Here is a 24,148-nt window from a genome sequence, read left to right as displayed (position 1 = left end):
TTTTACTTATACTTACATTTTTCATAACTTATTGTGATATAGATATTGTTTTAAATTGTTTGTACAAAATAAATAATTAGTACTTTTAGGCATATGAAATAATATAGTATCTCCACTTCTTAAATAGCGTAAATTTAAAATAATAAAACAATAAAAGATGTTATAAAATGGAATTGAATCTTATCAATAGGTTTTCCGCGCTATAAATAATGAGATATTCTATGTGTCCCATATATCTGCTTTAAACTAAAAAGAACTTGTAGTAATCACAACAAGTTCTTTTTAGTTTTCTTATTGTATTAGAAAAGAGTCCTTCTAAATATAGCAGAAATAATAATGAAGTGTTTATTTCTCGTTTGCTAATTAAAATATAGAATATATCATTCAACAGTTAAAAAATAAGAAAAAAGAGAAGAACCACCAATATTCTTCCCTTTTTCCTATAATCAGGGTTTCTATATTAATGAATATAGAAGAGTATAAAATGTTGGATGCAACAGTTTATACTTAAAATTATAGCAAGAGTAACAGGTTTCTTTTTATGCAATATTGCATAAAAAATCGCAGAAAAGAGTTCCTACGACTTTTGGGTGAATATTTTCTCATATAGAATTCTTAATTCTAGGTTCGTTTCTGTACCTTAATCAAGGATGAAGATAAAAAATAGTTGTTTTTTGTATGAGGAATTCTACATATCTTACTTTCCCTTAGTTTTCTTCAGTCGTATCATCTCTTCTATCACGAATTGCCCACAATTCTTCATGAGTGTATGCTTTTGAATTACCACTTAATTCGTAATCTACATATTTTTCAATTTCCTCAGGGTGCATTAGACCAAAAGCGACACCCTTAAATTCTTCAAGAAATTTATTCATTTTTACTACAATAAATTTATTAATTCTCTTATCAAATAAGTCTAATTCATTATACTCAAAATGGTCGTAAGCATATCCAAAATGAAGTAACTTCATAGTTACATTGGATTTAATTCTATTCAGCTCATTAATCACAATTTCTTGTTCAACCTCAGAAAATAATCTGCAGTTTGAAAGATATTTTTCAAACTAGGTGCTATGTTTGGTTTATTATCGAATAGTAATGAACTAAAAGTCCTTATTAATTTATAACAGCTTATTTTTAAATAAAAATTAAGATTATAAAAAGGTTTTATTTTAAAATAAAATGTACCCTATAGAATAGACACTTGAAAAAAGTCTATTCTATAGGGTATTTCTTGTATAATAAAAGGAAAATCGGGATCGGAGAATGTTGAAAATGACAAAAAAACTATTTACAGAAAGAGAAATTCAAATTCTATCAAATAACCTATACGTAAAATCTGTAAGTCAGAAAGGTATCACTTATACAGAGGAATTTAAGCATATTTTTATTGATGAAAATGAAAAAGGAAAGCTACCTCGAAATATTTTTGAAGAATGTGGTTTTGATATAGATATGATTGGAATGAAACGAGTTATGTCATCGGGAAGTAGATGGCGTGCTGCTTATAGAAAAAATGGTGTATTGGGTTTAAGGGATACACGTATCGAAAACGCTGGAAGAACTCTTGAGAGAGAGCTTACGTTAGAAGAAAAGTATGCCCGTTTAGAAGCCGAACGAAACTTACTAAAGGCGGAAAACGAATTGCTAAAAAAAATCAAACTTATGGAAGGGAGGATGAGAAGGAAATAATACTACCACCTAGTCAGAAATTCATCTTGATTCGTTCTGTCATCATGAAATACAACTTAAGGAATATGGTCAGTCATTTGTGTAAAGTAGCTGGTGTATCCCGTTCGGGATACTATAATTACTTTTCAGTTTCATCTCAAGAACAACGGAAACAAAAGAGTGATCGGGATGAAATCTTGAAGGAAATCATATTAAAAGCACTTCGATTTAGAAATAGAAAGAAGGGGGCTCGTCAGATAAAGATGACATTGGCGGGTCAGTTTCAAGTTGTCTACAATTTAAAGCGTATCCGTAGAATTATGAAGAAATACGAGATTATTTGTCCGGTTCGCAAAGCGAATCCTTATAAAAGAATGCTTAAAGCTACAAAAGAACATCGAATAGTACCGAATCAATTAAATCGGGAATTTAAACAAAATACCCCAGGGAAAACACTTCTTACAGATATCACCTATTTAGTTTATGGTAAGAATCAAAGGGCCTATTTATCTACAATTTTAGACGGCTCAACTAATGAAATTTTAGCTTACCATGTTTCAGAACAGATGACATTAGAGCTCGTAACGACAACTCTCCATAAACTAAAAAGGAATCCGCGGATTCGATTGACTGAAGGTGCTTATATTCATTCAGATCAAGGATCCCACTACACAAGCCCTACCTATCAAAAGCTAGTCAAAAAGCTAAATCTTGGACAATCCATGTCAAGAAGAGGAAACTGTTGGGATAACGCCCCACAAGAATCGTTTTTTGGTCATCTGAAAGATGAAGCTCATATAAAACCTTGCGCGTCCTTTAATGAATTGAAACAAGAGATTAAGAAATATATGACGTATTATAATCATTATAGATATCAATGGAATTTAAAAAAGATGACTCCTGTTGGATACAGAAATCATCTTCTTGATGTTGCCTAACTTTTTTCAAAATGTCCTTTACAAAGGGTACAGATTAAAATAAGAATACTCTTTATTATAACTTACGATTTGCATATTATTTTTTTGAAAATGTCGATTAAATTTTGGTATTAGCGACTCTATAAAATTGGGCTCTAAAACCTTATATGCACTTTCTTTCGTTATATATCCCTTAATTTTTAATATCTCAATTGTTTTAAAATCACGCCTGCGTTGTAACCAATTCACCATTTTCCTTGTTACAACAAAATCCTGATTCTTATTGAGTTCTTCGTATTTACTCATTTTAGCCAAAAACTCTTTTCTGTCAGTTAAATATTTTTTTATCGTTCCAGCATCTATTTTATTAACTTTCCCATTAATGTAATTATCATATAAATTCTTTAATTCTTTTCCTGTTTCCAAGTATTTCTGTTCTATTTTGTGAGGGATGAGTATTTCATACATCTCTAATTCTTTTTCCCAATTGCTAACAATTCCCTCAATACCTGGGAACATAAAAATTAAATTCTGCAATCTATATTTTTGACTTGCACTTCTCATTACTTCTTTCTTAGATACCCCTGAAGGATATTCTAAAGAAGAGAAATCATTAATACATGAACTACCAACATTTATTCTTCTTCCATTAAATTTATTTTTTATATGAAACACTAATTTATTATTTTTTTGTTTACATAGTGAGCAAGTTTTTCTTTCATTTTCATTTTCAATAATTGCATATGGATCAACGTCACCAATCCACTCGTTCCTACATATATTAATAACATTGCCTAACATTTCATTTAATAATAAAATTTCTTTCCGCTGTAGGGTTTCAAATACCTTATCAATTTCTCTAGCATTACTATTCAAGTTAATTTTTGCCAATTTATATAAGATTTGGAATTTTTCTTTTGGGTGCTGACTGTAGATTAATAATGCTCTATTATTTCGGTTTACAAATAAGTCTCTCGCAGTTTTGGAAATGACTATTTTTTCTGAAATCGGCAATAATATCAATCTCCCTTTATATGTAATCTTTAATTCAAAATCTCTACTAATATATATGGAGATACAGTTAATAATTTTTTTAATTATCCTAGAAGGTGCAAATTTTTGCGGATGTTTAAAGATCAAAGTAGAAATGAGTTTTACAAAATATACAAAATGTTAAACTCGTAGAACCTAGTGATAATAAGCACACATACTAGTATCACTTGGGTTTTATTAGGTTATTTAACGACGGATTTTACAAATTATAAAAAGGTGTAAACTTAATTTTACTTTTTACAGATGAATCTTCCTAAAAAGTGATATTTAAAATTGGATACTTATTTCATAGCAAAACAAAAAGCACCCATCATGGATGCTTTTTAAAATTATATATGTTTGTACTAGAACCGTTTTTTTAGATTCTTAGTAATAAAAAAGAATTCTTTAATAAACTATAATTATGAAATAAATCCACTCATTAAACTAATGAATTGACCAATCTTAGTTGCAACTTGGGAACCATCATCAACCATTGAGTTAATATCCGTTAAAGTCGCTTTTGCTCGTCTAAAAAGGGAGGGTTTTACAGTTTCACCTTGTTCTACATTTTTTGCTATTTCTTCAACAAAATCTAAAGCATCCTCTTTAACATCTGGGTTCTCTATAGATGTTTCTTTTAGCAATTGTATTAATTCTTTTGCTACTTTTTGAATATCATTATTTTCCCCTTGATTAATTGTTTGGTGAGCATCAATATTTCCTGTCTCTGCATAGTTTAATTGTCCTAAATTCCCTTGTACTAGTATCTTTGCATTTGGTTTCTCATCAATACCCAATTCGATTGCCATCCCCTCTAAATAATCTGTAATCTGATTTACTAAAAGTTTTACTACCTCACGATTGAACTCTCTTATCGTGTCTGAATACTTTGATCCCTTATAGAAAGCATATCCATAAGTTGTTAAATCTTCATATGATGTAAAATGTTCAGTACCATATTTTAAAAGTTGATAAATAAAGCTAATTTCTTCATCAATCTCTATAGGGATATCATATTTATGATTATAATTTTTGGATGCTCTTATTTCCTCAATGTTGTAGTCTTGAGTATGATTTTTTTGTATAAAATCATAAATAATTGGCTCGTTTTCTATGTGAGAAATAAACCTTTTAGCTAACCTCATAGCTTCATGTCTATCTTCTGCATTCAGTAAGTCACCAGAAACTCTTCTAAATGCTCTAGATAATATTTTAAATTGTTTAATAGGAATCACTGTTTCCAAATTAATTCACCCCACAATATGGACAAAATGGCGAAGAACCAGATTTAGTTAATATTGAAGTTTTCGCTTTTCTAGAACAGCAAGTATATTCAATTTCGTCTAGCTCGTCTTTTTCATACAAAGTTCTTGTTTTCTTTATAGGAAATGAAGAGTTAGATTTTACTTTAACATATTTATTTCCTCTCGTAGACTTTTTCAAGCCTTTAAACATGTCATTAAGCATTTTTGATGCTTCATTTGCTGCTAGTATTTTAGCATTTTCTATAATGTCTTCTGTATAAAAAGTTGAAAGGGGACTTGGGATACCGCAGCTAGGACAAAACAATTCTATAACATCTTTCTTTTGAACTTCATCTGTTTGAAGTTTAAATTCTTCGCCACATAATGAACAACTAAAAGAGGTAAAACCATCTAAATCACTTTGTTTAGAGATAATAAAATTTTTGCCCATTATAATAGCTCCTTTAAAAATAGATTGAATTTCAAATAATATATACTTTTAATAGTAAATAAACAGAACATTTTTAAAGATATATAACTATTATTTAATTCCTGCTAGTACCAATGGGGTATTAATTATGTTAGAAACCGCATTACAGAAATTGTTATCTTCTAAAATCAGTTTTCCTAAAAGATATATTCCTACAAGTAATAAAATTGTTTCCGCCATTACTATTCCTCCTCTCTCCCAATATGCGAACGTACATTCTCATTAACTATCATACTATACTGGAAATTAAATGTATAGAAAAATATGGTATGTATTATATAGATTGATAAGTATATGTGAATTTACAATTTGTGTGTTCCAAAAAGTACACCTTTAGATATAGTATATTCTATGCAGCTTAAACTACTTCAAAAGGTATCAAAATGTACTTAAGACACACTTCATAAGTACACACACTTTTTGAGATGTGTTTGTTGAATGATTTTATGCTTATTGGATGTCCCTATCAATTGGATACACCACAGAGAATCCCCTTGTTGTGCTGTTTATTGTTTTTAATATGTAATCTGGTACATGAAATTTTATGATTAAGTTGTTCCTTTGTTTTTCTTTTAAAATTCTTATAGCATTCTATATAAATCTTATGGTATTATATAGATAGAAAATTTGTTTCCATTGTTTATACTCTATTGTACGTAGCGTGAAGGACAAACCTTACGCCCAGTTAACTCGGGCGAGGTTTGTCCTTTTTTATTAAAGGAGGAATTTGCTATGAAAAAAGTCTATAAAATCGGAGCAGTTATTACAACTTTATGCGTTGCTTGTATCGCGATCTTTACTTTAACTAAGAATGAATCAGTCAAAACAGAAACTATAACACCAGAAAAAACAATTGTATCTGCTGCAGACGCAAAAGTATCACCTGAGAATATAAAAGAAATTTCAAAAGAAGAATTAAAGCAAAAAATACAATCCCATGAAGAGTTCATTGCGTATTACTATCAACCAGCCTGTCATTTTTGTAAAAAAGCTGCACCGGATATCAATCGTATGTCGAAAAAGCATGAGAGAACCATCTATCGTATTGATATCTCTACACCAGAAAATCAAAGTGCCTTTCAAGAGTTCGACATTCCAGGTACTCCAGTTGTTGTAGCTTATAACAGAGGTGAAGAAGTTGAACGTCTAGAAGGAGCTGTTTCAGCTGCTACATATGATGGATTCTTTGCAAGACGTAATTCGAGCGCTAGCTAGTATAGTGCTCGTTTTTCTTTGTAAGAAAGGAGAATTAACATGCAACAAAACGCCCGTATTCATTCTTTAGACATAATAAGAGGTATCGCCATACTATGTATCCTATTTGCGAATCTACCCACTATGACGGGACTAGATCCCTTTAATCAGGCAGGTTACACCGGTAAAGATAAAACGATTCGTTTTTTAGTAGATTTGTTTATACAAGCTAAGTTCTACACTATTTTCGCATTCTTATTTGGAGTAGGATTTTATATCTTTATGAAAAATACAGAAGCAAAAGGGTATCCCATGTATAGACTATTTATACGGAGACTGTGTATCTTACTAGTCTTCGGTTTACTCCACTTCACCTTTCTATGGTATGGAGATATTCTACATGCGTATGCTATAGCTGGATTTATTCTATTGTTCTTTTATAAGCGATCTACTCAGCTTATTTTTATAGCTGGTTGTAGTTTCCTAATGGTTAGTTATGTATTACATATTATTCTATTTTTGCGAGCAAGTTCTTCTATTACTGAAGTACCAAATTACTATCAATATATGTTTACAGGTAACACTACCAATCACACTGTAAATCTATTTATACATTATTCTCATCAAGTAAAAGCACGTCTTTTCTTTCTAATGACTCAGGAATTCCAGCAACTACTAATAGGAATTCCGGAATATATAGGCTTATTTTTAATAGGGTTATGGGCTGGTAAGAAAAATATTTTTAAAAGGGTACCGGAATTAATAAAGAAAATTAGATTTTTACAGTGGAGTTCGTTATGTATCTCATGCCTTCTCTCTTGTCCTATTCTCTACTACTTTATAAAAACAGATGTCTATTACTCTCAGGATGTACAACTATGGATTCTATTTGGAGGGAAAATGCTAGCTATATTCTATATTTGTACTCTACTGAGAGTTTGTGAGAATAAAAAATATATAGAATGCCTGCACCCCTTTATGAACGTTGGCCAGTATGCTTTAACGAATTACATCACTCAAAGCATAATTACACTTGTCATTCTTTCGTGGTGCTTTAAAGATGTCTCACACGTATATTACTGGCAACTATGTATCTTTGGGCTTGTAATTATTTTTGTACAAATCATATTCAGCAAGATTTGGAGTAAATATTTCCGTTATGGTCCTATTGAGTGGGTATGAAGAAAAGGAGTTTACAAGAAATAGACTATTTTTTACCAGTTACATGCAATTAACTGAAAAAAATGTTAAAATATTATATGAAAGATTAAAGATATATTTGTAGTTGTAAAATGGTGTTATTAAAATTAAAGTGGTTCAAGTCAGAGAAAGGCACCTTGTGGTGTCTTTTCTTTATAAAACATATAATGTATTATTAATATAAAATGATTTTTATTAGAAAGGAAAGTAATATGGATTTCCAAATAAATATACCTAATCCATTCCAAGGAGTTCCTGAGATTGCAGGGATTATTTTAATGATTTTTATCGTGTTATGTATTGGACTTGCGATTTTCTCAGACTGGATTCGAAGTATAATTCCTAATCAAACTAGACAATATATTCAATTGATTTTTATGGTACTGCTATTTGCATTTATCGTTATAGCAATTAAAAACCCTGAATATATTACAGCATTATTTTAAGAGCACTTGTAAAGGTGCTCTTTCTTTATAAAAAAAATCCCTACACCATGTGCAGAGAACAAAAAATGTATTATAACTACATATATAAATTCTTTACCAATATAAATACGGAGAAGGAATCAGATAAACTCTAGGATGATAACCACCTGGCCCTGCAGGGGGCAAATAAGGATGAGCTGTTACTCCCCCAGGATTGGTTGCGCTAGGTTGAGTAGGATGAAAATGAGGATAAGGATGAGATGGAACAGTATGAGCCGTTACACCTAATTGCCAATTACAAGTAGGAATCCCAGTAGGAGTATACCTAGCCATATGAACATGAGGATTACAAGAACTACCTGACTGATCAACTGTACCAATTTGTTGACCTACATATACCTGATCCTTTAATTTAAGACCAGGAAGCGGAGTTACATGAACATATTGAGTAATAAATTTATCACTAAAACTTCTTATCGAAACTAAATTACCCTTATTACACTCGTTTTTACATCCACATGGTTCATTACCAGATGATAACACATTAATATACCCTGCTTCTGCAGCATATACAGGAGTACCTATTTTAATATTTGGAACCTCCAAATCAAGTGCTCCAGGATGTGCAGCCCCACATCCTGTACTTTGTTTTATTCTTCCCAATAAAGGAACTCCTGGATAAGTATAAAATGGAGTATTAGCTAGTGAACATTCATTACAAATCTTAAAAGCAATAACATCCTCCTCAGTTGTATATCCTGGCATAAATTATCACCTCTCTAAATACAAAATTAATCAATTCCAATTTTGCTCTGTTATCTTAAGAGTATATTTAAAACTAACATATTTAGAGAATTGTCCATACATAATTAAGTAAACAACCTATAAAAGCCCAAATTACCAGAGGTCACCATATTAGTCGTATTATTTATTTTATTAATCATAGTTGGAGCTGCTTGCTTTTTCTAAAAAACTATTAGAAAAGGCACCCTTATATGGGAGCCTTTTCTTTATGTATATTATCTATTATCCGATTCACTAGTTTTATTATAAACACATTTAGCTTCTCCAAAAAAACCACCTGTGCCCCATTCTCCACCATAATACGCATACTTCCCAGGTGAACCATTATCTCGTATACTTGGATATGATTTTAGTTTATATTCATAAACCTAAACCATAAAAATATAAATAGATTACTACGATTATAATCCCCATAACAGTCATTAATAGGAGTTTACCATCAGCACCCGTAATAACTTCTTTTAGATTTTCTTTTGCTTGTTTTTTATTTTCTCCACTTGAAAAGAGATAAATAATGAAATAAGTAACCACTAAGAAGAATGAGAATATTATATCTATCATTACTTATGTACCTCCCTAATGCACGCTATTAATTTTCTTATACGTTTTAAGCTAAGATATCTGAAATCATAATGATAATAAATATATCCCCCCGATTAAAAGTGCCGCAGCAAAGACTAATATTATTATTCCATCAGGACTATTAAGAATTTCTTTTAAATTTTTTTTTGCTATTTGCTTAGTTTCTCCACTTGAAAAGAGATAAACAATGGAATAGAGAATTAGTAAGAAAAATGCCGAAACTACCTCTAACATGGCTTATGTACCTCCTAATATATATGTACCTTTAATTATCCAGTAATTTTCTTGCACCTTGTATCAGCCTGAGTAACCGGAATGCTTAGTTCAATAAAAGCCAAATGACAAAAATTACTCCTGTAACTGCTGCAGATCCAAAAAAACCTACCAACATTTTCCCCTCAGGACCATTAATAAGCTCTTTTAAAACTTCTTTTGCTATTCGCTGACCTTTACCACTTAAAACTATCGAAAGAATAAAGAATACTACCACTAATACAAATGAAGAAACTATTAACTCCATGACTTATGTACCTCCCTAATATATGTACGCTATTCATTAACCAATAATTGCCTTATACATTATATCAGCTAGGGTACACGGAAGTATAACAAATTATTTATATAGCTCATTTTATTAATTGATATATTAAAAAAAGACACCGAATAATTCCTTAGCGTACGAAATCCGCGTTTTGTTTGCAAGACCCCTTATAGAACTAATTGGGTTAAAGATGAAAGAAATGAAAGTAAACTTTAATTTTGCTAGTTACAGTATTTTTATTATGGGATTTATTCTGTATAAGTGCACTTATACAGAATAAATCCCTCTATTTACGCTTTTTCTATTCTAAAACCAAATACTCCATCTTTTACTTTTACTAAATGTTTTCCAGACCAAAAAGTATGTACTTTAAAATAGTACCAATCTCCATTTTTTCTTAAATATTCTTTAATCTCATAACCTTCTTGTATAAGGTATTCTTTAATTTCATTTTCTTTATTCCCAAACATACTAATTTCCCCCTTTCAAATAATTAAATTAAACCTATTAAACAATAAATAAAAAAGTGCAAAATCCATCGACAGATTTCGCACCAAAAACAGATAAAAAATACAATCACTAGAAACATAGGAGAGTGTTTCACCACTCATTATAAACCATATCTTTACATTTTTGTGTTGTAATTTAAAAATATGTAAAAATTCATCATTTTGTTTTTGAATTTTCTTTTTATCTAAGTTATACTAAACTACAAAGAAACAAATCTCCTTTAGGCCGTCAATAATTATGCTAACAACACACACCAAAAAACAAATTCCCGTGTAATGGAATTGGTTTTTTGGTGCAATTCAGTCAATACAGCAACTTGAACCCACATTTTCAAATATAGTCTTATTAAGTCTACCATAATTTTAAATTCATAAACATAAAAAAACTAAATCACTAGTAAGTTGCGCGAATCCGCTGCTTTTTCATCAAGAAATCTGGAGTATAACAACAATTAAGTTCATACTAACATGGACAACAAATGATACTAGTAACCTATTGGTACGCACATATACTACAGCAAGTACAAGTCCAATTAAAAAATATCCAAATATAAACGGAAAATCAAAATGCATGATAGAAAAGAACAATGCGCTTATTAGTATGCTCCAAGTTTGCTTAAACTTAGACATTAAAATGTTTATGGCCGCATAACGAAAAACAAACTCTTCTACTAACGGTGCAAGAAGAACAATTGAAATAAGTGCCACAGGAGATATTGCTGCAGCAGCGACTGTACTAGACGTATTTGCTGATTGCGTAGTTAGCTGAAATACACTCTTATCTAACACACTACCAACCATCTGCGCAAGAAATACGAATATGATCCCAACTAAAATCCATATGAATGAAATTCTTGATAATTTAATCGATAACTTTGGATCATTTATTAATTCTTTACTATATATAAGAAAAGTGATTATCAGCATAAGTGAAAACCCAATTAGTTCCCAATGCACAAGAAGTTTTTGAATTGCTTGCTGTTGGTTTCCCTGAATATCATACCAACCTGTCTTTGCTAGCAATAGTACACCTATTATCCCTACAAATTGTGTCATAACAAAATAAATCAAAATGACGAAACCCGATTTATATTTAATACCACTACTCATATTCTTAATTCCATCCTCCACTTTCATTATGTTTTCGCTACTGCTGATCGCAGTAACAATAAGTAAAAAAACTTTTATAAGTCTGCTTCAATAGCGCTCTTTTTTACTTACCCCAAAAATATCCGTACATAAGGTAAGAATATTTCTTTCATTATGATTTTTACATACGCTATGTTAACAGTATTTCTAACATATATTTCTCAATACCTAGCACCTAGAAATTAATCGAATTCATTGATACTATATTGGTAATCATTGTTTTCCTCTTATGCACTTTTGTAGAAGGGCCTGTTATCCTTTTCGGGTCCTTTTAATTTTTTATTAGTATTTCAAACTTAAAACATTGTAGTTTCATATTCATTTATGATGGAATTTTATAATAATAATAGTGGCATTTTGGTATGCAATATTCTTTTTATAATCATTTTTCAGTTCCCTCTGCATTACAATAACACTCTTCTTCCACCTCGTTGCACCGATCACAAATCTTTTGAACTTCAAAACCCTTAAAATCATAAATTGGTTGTACTTGATATTTTTTGTTGCATGAATCGCATTCTACCTCGTGGTTACCACCTTCCCATTTAGCGTGACAATCTTCTACAAATGACTTACAATACGGACATTGTTGAGTTTTTAATAGTTCCACCTCTCATTCCTCCTTTTCGATTAAACTGTTGCTGCTTCTTTGCGATAGTCAGCTACAATATTTCCATTTTCATCGTAATAAACTGTTTCATAATACGGATGACAATTATAGGCAGCCCACGGATCACTATAAAAAGCGACCTGTAAATTTAATCCCGATGTACTTCCAACAATAATTCCCGCTTGTCCACATACTTCAACTTTCATGCCTCGATAAGCAAACTTGATCCCTCTTAACTCACACATACGTTCAAATTGCTTTTTATCACCAAACATACATGTAATATCAGCAGTTCTTACTTTTCTACATCTCACATATTTCACAAATGTTTTAAAATCCGTTTCCCAAACCCCATCTTGTAAGTACTTATAAAATTGATACTTTGCTTTACCTGGCGTTTCTGCTAATTCTGTATGTTTAAATTCCTCGTCACCATCTAACCACAATTTGTAACTATTCATTTCTGGCTCCTCCTTTTGTATCCAAATAACGCTTTTGTTAAAAATCTAGTGTTTATATTTTACTTTTTTTATTTAGTGCAGAGACTATTTCGTATTTCAACATACTCTCCACTATCTTTTAATACTTGTAATGATGTATCGTTTTCATCAATAATTGCATGGCCACAACTACAATCCCAATGAATGACCGTTTCACATCCGCAAACAAGGCATTTAGGAAGTCTATATTCAGGGGTTTGATAGTCTTTCTTATCTTTGTATGTTAGATATGCTCCTTCAAATAGATATTTAACATCCCTGTCTGTCATAGATACCAATGAGCTACCGATGACATCAAAACCCATTTTTTTGATAAGAAACTCTACCCTTTCCTTCCTATTTCTCGGCTTTTTTAATTTCTTTTCACGGTTTTCACCTTCAAATATAGCAATTTTCTTCTTACTTGTTATTCTCTTATAGTGGTTTGTTTTTACACGTTCAATTAGTTCACCATTACACGTTTCAAATAGATAACAAGATCTTGTAAACGTCTTACATTTTAAAATCTCACCGTTTCTGATATCTTCGTAATAAAGACCTTCTTTCATAAGCTCACCCCCGTCTTATGCTTGTGTCTCTTTTAATTCCATCTTCAATTTCTCTTGAAATCTCACAAATGTTTCATTTGAAAATCGAACAGCTGCACTTGGATATTTGTACTGAAAAAAACCGTCGTCAAATTGTATCTTTGTTTTGTCGTACCAATATTGAAATGCTACTTCATTTGAGTAATCTTCCAAATCTACCTGTAATTCCTCAATAAGCTTCCATTCTGTCCTTGCATCATCTTCTGTAAAGCGCCCTTCTCTGCGATCATATAGCAAATTCTTTTTGATATAAGTAATGGTTCCTTCAATATCAATCACATCTTCTTTTGCAATTTTGCAAAGTATCTGATCCGGTCTTCGGCTAATTAAGTAATCTTCTATACTTTTGTTTCTTCCTAATGAAAACCAATGAGCAAAGTTACCGAAGTCTGTAACAGCTGTAAAAACTCCGGATTGATCGTATAAAAATACCCCCCATCCTTCTCCATCTACTGACGGAACTGTATAACGATATGCGGCTGTTTGTGTCATTCTCATTTCTCCTTTTTTGTATGTAAATAAAGACTTTGTACAGTTATTTTGTTCGCCAATTTTTGTAGGATAAAGCTCCTTTGTAATACGTAAAATCAACTCTAGGCAAAAGAATCCCCAGTTCCCTTCCGTCTTGATGAATACCAAACCAAATACCTTCATTTTCCCATGTATCCCGTCCTAATCGAATTTCTTTAAAGCTACTTACATACGGGTACAAAAATTTTTCTAAATAGGATTCATACGTATTTTGAAACATTGGAAAATATGCAGATACATCGGACATAGGGTCTTTATATTTTTCCTTATAATATTCGTAAAACTTCTCTCCCTCTATATCTAAAAAGAATTGAAATTCAATGCTTTCTTTCCCTTCTGGTGGAAATAATACATATATATCTTTAAACACCATCTTCCTCCGCCCTCTTTATAAATGCTATATATTGATTTAACAATTATAATTCCATAGATATGTATCAAACCTCATGCAACCTTCAAATGCTTTAATCCCATTTCAAGCGCACCAGTTCCACCAAATCCTTGATTAAATAAAAGGGGGACATCATACTTCTTTGCGTACTCTTTTGCTACATCAATAGATACCTGGCCACATGCACCTTTTTGAATGACAATAACATCACATTTCTTTATAACACTACGAAACGTTTTCTTTACGCCTCCGTGATTTTTCCCATCATGGAAAATAACCTGGCAGTCTCTTTTTTTGGCCAACTTCTCTAACGTTCTTCCATTTGATCCACCTAAAACTAGAATTGTACTCATTCCCACTCACTCTCCTTATCTTTCTTCTTTATATACGTACTTGGTGATGTTAATAACACAAGTGTACAAGCAACAATATTCATTAACACGAAACAAACTATTAATAAAATAATGAAAATCGGGGACAACAAGATAAAAATAAAGCCACTTACTACCAAACAGATGAAAATGAAGCCATTGCTCATATCTTCGTAACCATCTAGCCCTCGTACAATATTTAAACTATGCATCCAGACTGTGATACTATCCCAATTTTCTATTAACAGATAGCCACCACCCAACAAAAATGCCCATCCAAGCAACGTTCCTAATAATCCAGAATTTCGTCCTATATAATACCCCGAAACAAAATTCGCAGCAGTACCAATTAACATTCTCATTTGTATTCCTCCATATCCATTTCGTTTAGCGTTATATACAAATTTCTTTTAACCATGGTTTTATTATATCAGAAAATTATGAATATTCAATAAATAATTTTAGGTACTCTTTATTTTTTTATAAAAGGGTTGTGTTTTTCTCCACAACCCTCACTTTCTTCTTAATCCACAGGTACTTCTTCTTGTCCATGTGGAATTTGTTCAATTGGTGTTACAATTTGTGCATATTTGTTTACCTGCACTTTAAATTGTCGTGGTTCTAAGAAGTTTACCTGTTGAATTAAAACTTCAATATGAAACGTATCTACTTTTTTCCCACGATCAATTTTGGTAATACGCGCATTGTAAAACTTATCTCCATTTAGGAAATACCTTTGAACAGCTTCTGTAGCCAGCATACGCTCATTACTTGTCATCTTCATTGGTTCAATACCAAATCCAGCCTTTGTAAACAAATACGGGACATCATAACTACTATTAGAAATTTTTCGTAGTAAATCCTCTACAGTTTTTGTCTTTGCGATATATTCCTCTTCCTTTGTATCAAATCCCTTTGGCTTATCTCCAAGCATCTCGATTTCATCTTGATTGACTTGCTCTTCCTCTTGTACTTGTGATTTCATCATGTAACGATGAATCGTATTATAGGTAGCAACGCCTACTACTAATACAATAATCCCCAATATAACTAAGTACTTACGAGGCAGATTCGCTAACACATTCATAATTTTCTTCATATCTTCACATCCCAAATCAGTCTATTACATTACGGACTTGGGTCATATGTTGTCCTCTTGCCGTATAGTTTAGACCTGTAATTTGTACACCTTTATTATCACCAATATGAATCATTTTCTGATTCCCTAAATAAATAGCTACATGGTTCGGATTTTCATAGAAAATTAAGTCTCCTGGCTGCGCACGACCGATATCGGGCACCTGTTTTCCCTGTCCAATTTGAGCACCTGTCCAATCCCCTAGTTGGACACCTATACTGGTTTTAAACACATATTGTGTAAATCCAGAGCAATCGGCACTACCTGCAGCTGGATTTCTAGCGCCGGATACATAGCTCACTTTCCCTTGCCCAATCCATTTTTTCGCTTCTTCCAGTACCTTTTGTCGTTTAGCATTTGTCATTGTAGGAGAACCACCAGATGATAACCCTGGATCATCATTTTTCTTAAAGAATTTCATTGGATCGGTTGGTTGGTCATTAATACGAATTTGGAAATCTAAATGGACAGCGTATCCATTCATATTAAGGAAACCTGTATTTCTATCAAAGTTAGAACCGCCCATTTCCCCAATAATTTGTCCTTTTGTTACCATAGTTCCTGGTGCAACTAAGATTTTACTCAAATGTAAGTAACGAGATACAATACCATTTCCATGATCTACATAGACACCTAGACCACCACCATTTACATTTCCTGTTTGGGCTGTTACAATACCTACTTCCATTGACCATACGGGGTCTCCAGCTTTTCCAGCTGTCATGGCTCCAATATCAACAGCATTATGTTGTTTTCCACCACGAACTGCATCAAACGTATCTGTAATACGACCTGATTTCGTTGGCCATTTCCAACCTTTATCAGAAATCCATTCGCCAGATACATCTGCCACACATCCTAAATCTTTGTAATATTTCAAAACTTTGGAAACGTACGTATAATCCCCATAACACGCTCCAACTTTGGTTCGGAAGTTATTAGGGTCAGAACAACCTGCTGGATTTTCACCAGCATGCTCCCTAGAAAACGCAATGGCTGTTTCTTCTGAATATCCACCTTTTGCTAATGCATAGCTAATGAATCCTGATCCAAAATTATACGATTGTAAGGCGAGGGCTATATCTCCATTCGCCTTTGCTAACACATCTTTAAATTCTTGTACGCCTGCTTCAATAGAAATGTTGGGATCTTTAATACATCCTACACGTGCGTTCCCCTTGACACCTATACAAGATGGGCTCATATCTCCATAATGACCCTCTGATGCCTGCATCGGGTCATTTCCTGCTCCACCCGATTCCTGCATCATTTGGGCAGCCAAAATACCAACATATTGAGCAACACCATGTTTTTCTGCCATTTCTTTAATTTTAGGAAGGTACCCTGTAACTTTTGCATTAAGGTTAACAGGCTCTCCACCAGGACTCACATTACCTACACACATACCACCAATAAATCCACCAGTAGTAGGAGCAAGATGTCCATACATACCTTCTAACATCCCGGCTTCTAATATCTCACGCGCACGCTCTTTTTGACTTTTACTAAACTTTGCGAGTTCCATCGCTTTCTCTAGCCCATGGGAAGATGTTGTCACTTTTTTGCTTCCACTTGCATTAATCTCATCTATTTTTTTCTTAAAATCTGTATCTCCTAATATCTTTTTTACATCTGGTCCGGAGTAACTTTCAGATTTTGTTTTTTGCATCTCCTTTTTCTTTTTTTCGCAAGGACCATTCGGTCCCGCCTCACATACCTCTTTTTCCGTATATTCTTCATATTGGATATCCAAGAAATATGATATAGCATCATGCGGATCTTTACCAGTTAAATCATTATCATATCGTGCCATGTCAAAGGCGACGACCTCTTTCCAATCCACATTCAAAGCCATTGAGACTTCCATATATTTTTTTACTTGTTCCTCTGTCTTATCTTCATCATCGGTAAAAGGTACAAAAGAGACTAAAATCACACACACAGCAATAATTACTCCCATTACCAAAGCGGCAGGTACTCCAACCGCTGCTACAACAGCACCCACAATTTTTAATATACCTGCTTTTAGCATTTTGGCAGCAGCTTTCGCTGCCGCCCTTCCTGCTTTTCCTGCCAATTTTGCCATCTTCCCGCGCGCTTGCATCCCTTTTTTCTTAATAAAGTGGGAAGCTACATCTTTTAAAGGATTACTTTTTTTCTGTTCATTTGGATCGTTAGGATTTTGACTCATAGACTTATCACACCATATTTTCCATTTTGAGAATTTCTTCCTCTTCGCTGCGCTAAGCGAGGATTTGGCGCAAATGGAATCAGATTTTGCGGGTCATGTTCTGATAAATTCAGATGCGTCTCTGTACGAACAACTTCGTCCTGTGTATGTGTGACTAAAATTTCTTCTTTTGGCTTAATACTACTGTCTTTCACTTCACAAGCTCTTTCAATCCTTTGGTTTGCTTGTAAACGCGTATCTCCTTTTCCGAATGGCGAAATACGTGACACTGTACCGTCTGTTGTTGTCGCAACCATGTAACTACGATCTCTTTCTACCACCATTTGTACATTCTTATAACCACCTTGGTCTAAATCAGACATATAGAAGTGACCATTGTCTACCTTGTGATTGACCGTAAGTGGTGGTTCATTAAATACCGGTTTCTGTTGTAACGGTCTTTGATTTTGGTTTCCTACTAATTGATTTGGATTTACATTGATCGAGCGATTGATATTGATTTTTCCACCACTTGAATCTTGTATATAAGCCGGAGATGCTTTCGCACCATTACGATACTGCGTTAATTGTCCATCTGAAATATTTAAGTCCTGATATACGACTTGTCCAGATCGTATACTGCTATCTCCACTACCATAACGAGATACAACTTGCGTCATACCGCTAGCGTCTTTTGCTTCAATCCAAGATTTATTATTTGTCGTCACAAGACGTACGGCACCTTTTACAACCGATTGCGCGCCTGTATGATCTGTTGTCGTCGGTACCATCTGTTGAATTTCCTGAATCTCTTTTGCTTCTGTACGAACTGCACTGTTATACGGATTATATTTACTAACCATACGCGCAGTTGCTTGATAAGCACCCGCACCACCAATCACACCTGCGGCGTAACTTAAGCCTTTTGTCACATTATAGTGACGCTCTGCTGCATTCCCACCTAATGAAGTATTGACAGCAGCATTGGTCCCGCTTATCACTCTTTGTACTGCATTCCCTCCGGATTGTTGTACAGCATTTGCGGCACTATAATATGCATTTGATACATTACCAATGCTATCCGCAAACATAAGGTGTTTGGTACCTTCCATTACACTCATGCCAAGCTTTGCACTTTGCTGCGTCATACGTCCCACTGCAGATGTTGGGATAGACATTTTCCCAGCACTTTGTGCAATGTTCGCTACACTTGTGGATGCATCTGCATAAGAGCGTTCAATTTCCGCTACGGAAAGATCTCCTGCACGTGCGATACTCGCTTGCGTTTGTGTCGCTGCATATACAGCTTTATTGATTGCGCCACCTGTTGCAACGCCATGTGAACGAACACCTTGAATCGCACTAGTAATTCCAGAACCTACTTGCTGACTCACCGTTCCAAGACTTGCATGGCTTTGTAATCCTTTCGTTAATTGCGAAGCAAAGGCATCTTTATTAATATACGATTGATTATGTAGACTCTTACCACTCGTATCTTTCGCCTGTACGGGCATCGCTCCCGCTTGTACTGCCGCTTGTTGTGCCACTGCTTTAAATTCATTTCCTTTTTCATTCAAGTGCGACTGCCAAGCTTGCTCTTTTTGTGGTTGAGACATTGTTGGAGACAAGTTCTTCATAAAGCTTGCCTGTTGTTCTGCTGCATAGCCCTGTTTAAAGGATTCTGTAGAGGCTTGTACCAGGTTCCCAACATTACTTACTTGTTTTGCTTGCTGGCTTCCTGTTCCACTTGTCAAACCGTGCGTTTTCACGCCGTTGACTGCCTTCTGAATGCCTGCCGCATTAGATACACCCATAGCATTTAAGCCAGGATTTTTTTGTAACTGTTGTGATAAATGAGCAGCGAAAGCTTTTTTATTCGCATAGTTTGTACCGTCTTTTTGCTGTACAATACCAGCTGATTCCGCCGCTTGTTGTGCATAATCTTTAAATCCTTGTACTTTTTGATCTAAATGCTTATTCCATGCTGCTTCTTTTTCTTGTTGCGGCATATCTGCAGGGAATTGTTTCATGAATCCAGCCTTATGGTCTGCACTATACGCTTTCTTAAATGCAGCAGTAGAAGCACCGACAAGAGCACCTACTTGTCCCATATTTTGATGGCCACTTTCTAACGTTTCTCCTTTTACATCCTCGACTGCTTTTCCGACTTTTCCTAATGCAAGTCGAGAAGCAAACGCATCTTTATTCACATAGGATTTATCAAACAGATTATTTCCTTGCTTATCCTTCGCATCAACTGGCATGGCTCCTGCTTTTGTTGCCGCCTGTTCTGCGTGGTTTCTAAATCCTTGTACTTTTGTGTTCAGATGGTCGTTCCAGTGTTTCTCTTTCTCTTCCGCTGACATATTTTCTGGTAACTGACTCATAAACGTATCTTTATGGTCTGCCTCATACCCCTTTTGGAATGCATTCGTTGCAGCGTTTACTAAATCTCTAGCATTTCCATATGGTGTAGCGGTTTTCTTCATATTTTGTAAATCTTGTTTCCGCTGATTTGAGAAACGAGACATTTGATCACTATTTGTTTTCGCTACTTTTTTAGCAATCTCTGCATCGGACGCACCAGGGAATGCTTGTTTTAAGCGACTTGCAACTGCAGAATCAGGATTATCCGCTTTCCAATTTTCAAAGTCTTTTGTAGCTAAATCCTGTGCGATATCTTCATCGGTTAGTTCCGGATACGGTTCGCCATTTAGATTTGAATACGTGTCCGCGCCCTTCTTTACACTCGAACCAATATGTTTTCCTAAGGCTACAGCCCCTTCACCAACTGCAGCAACACTTCTACCAGCCACTGCACCCGGAGCACTACCTAATGCACTTCCCACTTGAGATCCTGCTACCATCGCTCCTGGTCCAAGACCAGCTCCCGTTGCCATACCTGCAAGTCCTGTCGCTGCTTTACCAATTGAACTTCCAATTTGACCAGCTTTTAACATACGAGCTGCACGAGATGTTGTACCAACATCTGTTCCTAAATTCGCTCCTAATGCATTTTTCGGATTATCCGCATCTTCTTTATTATCTTTCTCTCCATGTTTCTTTTCTTTCCCTTTATCTTTTGCACTACGGTAGTCATCACGAACACCTTTAACGAGTCCAGCCACACTTGCTAAAGCACCCATACCCATCATCGTACCCGCTCTATGAATACCCGCAGATGCATTGGTGCTAAGTCCAATAAAGCTTTTCACGATTTCACCAACTGGGATAAACATCGCAAGTAATATTAATTTTATAATAGGATTTTGCGCACCCCCAATAAGTGTAATAACTAACCATAGAGTAATTGCGTGAATCGCTTGAATTAATACTGCACCCATAAATTCACGAATCCAATATAACGTCTGTTGTTTCTTTTGTGGGAACATCCACATTCCTACCATTACAGGGCCTAGTAACATTAATACGTATAGTGTCACAGCACGCATTAAATAATAAAAGTTTGCCCATATCATTAATCCAGCTTCAATAAATAGTCCGAATATGATAAACATATAATCATTTTTATGGTCTTTCATTGAAAGTTCTGTAATCGTCTTATTGTCTGCCAGTCCATTCTTTAATAGAGGTATTTGCTGATCTGGGTTAAAATTCCCTAACGCCTCTTTAAACTCTAATATAATCCAAGAATTTAGATCAAAAATAAAATTATAAAAGAAATCTAAATGCCAGAGGCAAATCGAGATAATCATTAAGTCTTTTGCATATTCAATTAATGCCGTGCGATTATTTGGATTCAGAGTCGTTGCTGAATATTTTGCTGCTGTAATTACTACACTGACGAGAACACAAAAAGCAACAAATTTAAACATGACAGGCATACCAGTATCTAATACATTCGTAACTGCATTCTTTTCATATAAAAAATCCAGATTAGATTTATCTCCACCAAAGACTAGAACTGGAATAGTATCCATAAATCCATAAATAGGCGCTAGTAGGGCCTTTACCATATGGATAAGAAGGCCACCAACCCAATCTATTATTTTCTCAAGCATAATTTCACCTTCCTTTACAAAGGTACGCTACTATCCTGCGTACCCTTGTACTTTCTTCATATTGTTTAGAAGCTCTTGAAGTACCGCTTCATTCGATTCAATAAACATCATTTCTTTATCTGATGGATCTGTTTGAATCCAAACCGAACTATCTCCTACACGGAAAATCCCTTCTCCTTTTCCTGGATTGTTGAGAATAATATCAAGCTCCCCAGCAGTTAAGTTAAAGTTCTCTTGAATTTTTTTCTTATCAATCTTATTTTGTTCTAAGAAGAAATAAGAGAAAGTAGATTGCAAGATACCACGAGCTTTTACATTTTCTAAGATACGAACAAAGTCCTGACTTGCCCAACACATACCGGCATTTCTTTTACGTGAACGGCGTGCTACTTTTTCTAAGAAGTTAACCGTTTGTTCATAGTCGATAAACTGCCACATCTCATCCACATATAATACTTTTCGCTTGATAGCGTGTTCTGGACTCTTAATCCAATGCTCCCAGATATAGTTCAGGATAACGTGGAAGGCGATTGGTTTTAAGAATCCTTCTTCTAAATGACTAATATTAAAGTTAACAACACGTGATTCATTTAATTGTGTTTCTACACCACGACCAAAATGACTTTGTCCATCAAATAATGGTTTTGAACCATCACGTAAGAACGGACGAATCGCGGCGATTAACTCTTCTGCCTTCACATCGTCTCCATGATTTTCTACTATGACATCGTAGATTTCTTTTAACTCTGGCTCAGGCTTTCTCACTTGTGACTGAATTAGTTGGCCATCCACTTTCTTCACTTCATCTGTATATAAAGATGAGGGGTGGGAAGTAATGCCATGTCTCTCAAACACTTCACGAATTGCATCTTCTAGCATTGTACGCTGGAATACATTTAATCCTGGTTGATCAAAGTCTTGTCCGCGAATAATAATGTCAAAGAATCCGAGTATTTCATTGATTTTCTCTAAAATCGGTACAAATCTGACATACTTCACGCCATCACGCTCTACAAGTTCTTTCTTATCATATTGTTCAAGTGCTTCTAGCTCTTCATCTTTATCCGTAATCTGAAGTTCTGTTACAGCGATTGCACAAGGGTTGATAATGATATTACTTTCAGGTGAAATATTTAAATTAATACCACCTAGACGTTTTGTAATTTTTACGAATTCTCCTTCTGGATCGATAATCATTGCATGTGTATCTGCAAGTGACGTTTCACGAGCTAACTTCATTTTTAAAAGTAAACTTTTTCCGGAACCTGAGATCCCTGTTACACCAATGTTATAGTTTGGAGGACGATAATCTGCATTCCCGAATGAATTTAAAAATTCTACTTGCCCAGTAATTTTGTTCTTTCCTATTGGTATTCCACCGTTAAACCTTCCTGAACCTGATACAAAGGGTGCAAATGTACATAGAGCACGTCTATCGATATTTCGATAGGTATCTTGCAAGGTATTTGGTGCACCTAATGGCATAACCGCTTTCAAACCACTTTTCACACGGTTCCAAGTACTCGCTATCTTAAAGTGAGATGCTTGCATTTCATCTTCAAGATATTCACATAAAACGTCTAATTCTTTCTTTGATTCTGCATACGCAACAGCCATCGTACTCACCATATACGAGTCGTTTTCATTGAACTGGATTTCATCCATTAAATTGTTTGTATCTTGAATTTTTGCATCTAAGTCTTTTTCTTGGTCAATGTTTCCTCGTGTACGTTGGAAAGAAAGATTGGAACGTAACATTGTAAGCTGCATATCTAATGATCGCATTGCCTTAGCTTTTGGCTCTTTATGAATATCGATCATGACATCCACTTCTCCAGCCGAAGTTAACATGTTGAGCCAATTGGTTTGCATCATACGCGGGTACCCATCACGTGGAATATAAAACGGACGGAAGAACGTATTACTTCCTAAAGATTGTTTAATGACCCCATAATCTTCTGCATCAATTTTCATTCCTTCTGGAGCAATAACATCAAACACTGTTGTTTGATTGTCTAATTGCGTCGGTACTTCCTCTTCTTCCAGCTCTTCCTCCTCTAGCTCCAA

Annotated in this window: 26 protein-coding genes and 1 pseudogene; 5 read left to right on the top strand and 22 right to left on the bottom strand. The window is 34.3% G+C overall.

Annotated features, from left to right (window positions below; translation table 11 throughout):
- Window positions 1–707: 707 nt before the first annotated feature.
- Entirely contained in the window at window positions 708–1,010 is a 303-nt protein-coding gene (locus AXW78_RS30020; protein WP_061885168.1) for a hypothetical protein, read from the bottom strand.
- A 256-nt stretch (window positions 1,011–1,266) separates the two neighbouring features.
- Between AXW78_RS30020 and AXW78_RS33670 the strand changes: the two genes are divergently transcribed.
- A protein-coding gene (locus tag AXW78_RS33670; RefSeq protein WP_129542617.1) for an IS3 family transposase occupies window positions 1,267–2,609 on the top strand; the annotation gives its coding sequence in 2 pieces (ribosomal slippage) (window positions 1,267–1,648 and window positions 1,648–2,609; 1,344 coding nt in all).
- 18 nt (window positions 2,610–2,627) lie between these two features.
- Here the strand turns inward: AXW78_RS33670 and AXW78_RS30005 are convergent.
- The 4 genes from AXW78_RS30005 to AXW78_RS35390 form a co-directional block, all read right to left on the bottom strand.
- Window positions 2,628–3,602, bottom strand: a complete 975-nt coding sequence (locus AXW78_RS30005; protein ID WP_061885166.1) for a hypothetical protein — start codon at window positions 3,600–3,602, stop codon at window positions 2,628–2,630.
- A 440-nt stretch (window positions 3,603–4,042) separates the two neighbouring features.
- Entirely contained in the window at window positions 4,043–4,858 is an 816-nt protein-coding gene (locus AXW78_RS30000; protein WP_231122487.1) for a hypothetical protein, read from the bottom strand.
- Window positions 4,859–4,868: 10 nt separating this feature from the next.
- Complete coding sequence (locus AXW78_RS29995; protein WP_061885165.1) at window positions 4,869–5,318, bottom strand: hypothetical protein; 450 nt, start codon at window positions 5,316–5,318, stop codon at window positions 4,869–4,871.
- Between the two features lie 90 nt (window positions 5,319–5,408).
- Window positions 5,409–5,537: a hypothetical protein gene (locus tag AXW78_RS35390; RefSeq protein ID WP_258010524.1), complete on the bottom strand. Its 129-nt coding sequence runs from the start codon at window positions 5,535–5,537 to the stop codon at window positions 5,409–5,411.
- Window positions 5,538–6,089: 552 nt separating this feature from the next.
- Between AXW78_RS35390 and AXW78_RS29990 the strand changes: the two genes are divergently transcribed.
- The 3 genes from AXW78_RS29990 to AXW78_RS29980 all read left to right on the top strand — a co-directional run bounded on the left by AXW78_RS29990 (window position 6,090) and on the right by AXW78_RS29980 (window position 8,197).
- On the top strand, window positions 6,090–6,572 hold the full coding sequence (locus tag AXW78_RS29990) for a thioredoxin family protein (protein ID WP_061885164.1): 483 nt from the start codon (window positions 6,090–6,092) through the stop codon (window positions 6,570–6,572).
- Window positions 6,573–6,611: 39 nt separating this feature from the next.
- Window positions 6,612–7,733: a DUF418 domain-containing protein gene (locus tag AXW78_RS29985; RefSeq protein WP_061885163.1), complete on the top strand. Its 1,122-nt coding sequence runs from the start codon at window positions 6,612–6,614 to the stop codon at window positions 7,731–7,733.
- Between the two features lie 230 nt (window positions 7,734–7,963).
- Entirely contained in the window at window positions 7,964–8,197 is a 234-nt protein-coding gene (locus tag AXW78_RS29980; protein ID WP_000347325.1) for a hypothetical protein, read from the top strand.
- Window positions 8,198–8,290: 93 nt separating this feature from the next.
- Here the strand turns inward: AXW78_RS29980 and AXW78_RS29975 are convergent, their stop codons facing one another.
- Complete coding sequence (locus tag AXW78_RS29975) at window positions 8,291–8,941, bottom strand: M23 family metallopeptidase (protein WP_061885162.1); 651 nt, start codon at window positions 8,939–8,941, stop codon at window positions 8,291–8,293.
- Between the two features lie 147 nt (window positions 8,942–9,088).
- On the opposite strand from AXW78_RS29975, the pseudogene AXW78_RS33665 reads away from it, so the two are divergent.
- Window positions 9,089–9,145: pseudogene (locus tag AXW78_RS33665) on the top strand (YjcZ family sporulation protein); the annotation flags it as partial.
- Window positions 9,146–9,340: 195 nt separating this feature from the next.
- On the opposite strand, the gene AXW78_RS29970 reads toward AXW78_RS33665, so the two are convergent.
- The 16 genes from AXW78_RS29970 to AXW78_RS29895 all read right to left on the bottom strand — a co-directional run bounded on the left by AXW78_RS29970 (window position 9,341) and on the right by AXW78_RS29895 (window position 24,148).
- Complete coding sequence (locus AXW78_RS29970) at window positions 9,341–9,541, bottom strand: hypothetical protein (RefSeq protein ID WP_000565401.1); 201 nt, start codon at window positions 9,539–9,541, stop codon at window positions 9,341–9,343.
- Between the two features lie 66 nt (window positions 9,542–9,607).
- The gene (locus tag AXW78_RS29965) at window positions 9,608–9,796 is read right to left on the bottom strand and encodes a hypothetical protein (protein ID WP_061885161.1); all 189 of its coding nucleotides are present in this window, start codon (window positions 9,794–9,796) and stop codon (window positions 9,608–9,610) included.
- Between the two features lie 85 nt (window positions 9,797–9,881).
- A complete protein-coding gene (locus tag AXW78_RS29960; RefSeq protein ID WP_061885160.1) occupies window positions 9,882–10,082 on the bottom strand; it encodes a hypothetical protein in 201 nt (66 codons plus the stop codon).
- A gap of 311 nt (window positions 10,083–10,393) precedes the next feature.
- Window positions 10,394–10,573, bottom strand: a complete 180-nt coding sequence (locus tag AXW78_RS29955; protein WP_000467736.1) for a hypothetical protein — start codon at window positions 10,571–10,573, stop codon at window positions 10,394–10,396.
- A 465-nt stretch (window positions 10,574–11,038) separates the two neighbouring features.
- The gene (locus tag AXW78_RS29950) at window positions 11,039–11,722 is read right to left on the bottom strand and encodes a CPBP family intramembrane glutamic endopeptidase (RefSeq protein WP_061885159.1); all 684 of its coding nucleotides are present in this window, start codon (window positions 11,720–11,722) and stop codon (window positions 11,039–11,041) included.
- A 421-nt stretch (window positions 11,723–12,143) separates the two neighbouring features.
- On the bottom strand, window positions 12,144–12,371 hold the full coding sequence (locus AXW78_RS29945) for a hypothetical protein (protein WP_061885158.1): 228 nt from the start codon (window positions 12,369–12,371) through the stop codon (window positions 12,144–12,146).
- Between the two features lie 20 nt (window positions 12,372–12,391).
- Window positions 12,392–12,832 (bottom strand): hypothetical protein, encoded by a 441-nt coding sequence (locus AXW78_RS29940; protein WP_061885157.1) that lies wholly within the window; start codon window positions 12,830–12,832, stop codon window positions 12,392–12,394.
- A gap of 68 nt (window positions 12,833–12,900) precedes the next feature.
- Window positions 12,901–13,419, bottom strand: a complete 519-nt coding sequence (locus tag AXW78_RS29935) for a hypothetical protein (protein WP_061885156.1) — start codon at window positions 13,417–13,419, stop codon at window positions 12,901–12,903.
- 15 nt (window positions 13,420–13,434) lie between these two features.
- Window positions 13,435–13,950 carry a phiTE_072 family protein gene (locus AXW78_RS29930; RefSeq protein ID WP_061885155.1) on the bottom strand — a complete coding sequence of 172 codons (516 nt, stop codon included), beginning with the start codon at window positions 13,948–13,950 and terminating at the stop codon, window positions 13,435–13,437.
- Window positions 13,951–13,993: 43 nt separating this feature from the next.
- Window positions 13,994–14,362, bottom strand: coding sequence for a hypothetical protein (locus AXW78_RS29925; RefSeq protein ID WP_231122470.1), 369 nt, complete (start codon window positions 14,360–14,362; stop codon window positions 13,994–13,996).
- Between the two features lie 71 nt (window positions 14,363–14,433).
- Window positions 14,434–14,733 (bottom strand): DUF2325 domain-containing protein, encoded by a 300-nt coding sequence (locus AXW78_RS29920; RefSeq protein WP_061885154.1) that lies wholly within the window; start codon window positions 14,731–14,733, stop codon window positions 14,434–14,436.
- Complete coding sequence (locus AXW78_RS29915) at window positions 14,730–15,113, bottom strand: hypothetical protein (protein WP_001242523.1); 384 nt, start codon at window positions 15,111–15,113, stop codon at window positions 14,730–14,732. The genes AXW78_RS29920 and AXW78_RS29915 overlap by 4 nt, the downstream gene beginning before the upstream one ends.
- 161 nt (window positions 15,114–15,274) lie before the next feature.
- A complete protein-coding gene (locus AXW78_RS29910; protein ID WP_061885153.1) occupies window positions 15,275–15,850 on the bottom strand; it encodes a hypothetical protein in 576 nt (191 codons plus the stop codon).
- A 16-nt stretch (window positions 15,851–15,866) separates the two neighbouring features.
- Complete coding sequence (locus AXW78_RS29905; RefSeq protein WP_061885152.1) at window positions 15,867–18,080, bottom strand: lysozyme family protein; 2,214 nt, start codon at window positions 18,078–18,080, stop codon at window positions 15,867–15,869.
- Complete coding sequence (locus tag AXW78_RS29900; RefSeq protein ID WP_061885151.1) at window positions 18,077–22,081, bottom strand: TrbL/VirB6 family protein; 4,005 nt, start codon at window positions 22,079–22,081, stop codon at window positions 18,077–18,079. The genes AXW78_RS29905 and AXW78_RS29900 overlap by 4 nt, the downstream gene beginning before the upstream one ends.
- A 30-nt stretch (window positions 22,082–22,111) precedes the next feature.
- Complete coding sequence (locus tag AXW78_RS29895; protein ID WP_431307485.1) at window positions 22,112–24,148, bottom strand: VirB4 family type IV secretion system protein; 2,037 nt, start codon at window positions 24,146–24,148, stop codon at window positions 22,112–22,114.

It is taken from the genome of Bacillus thuringiensis, from assembly GCF_001595725.1.
Classification (GTDB): domain Bacteria; phylum Bacillota; class Bacilli; order Bacillales; family Bacillaceae_G; genus Bacillus_A; species Bacillus_A thuringiensis_K.
The sequence above is the reverse complement of the archived record's forward strand: the minus strand, read 5'-3'. Positions and strand labels throughout refer to the sequence as shown.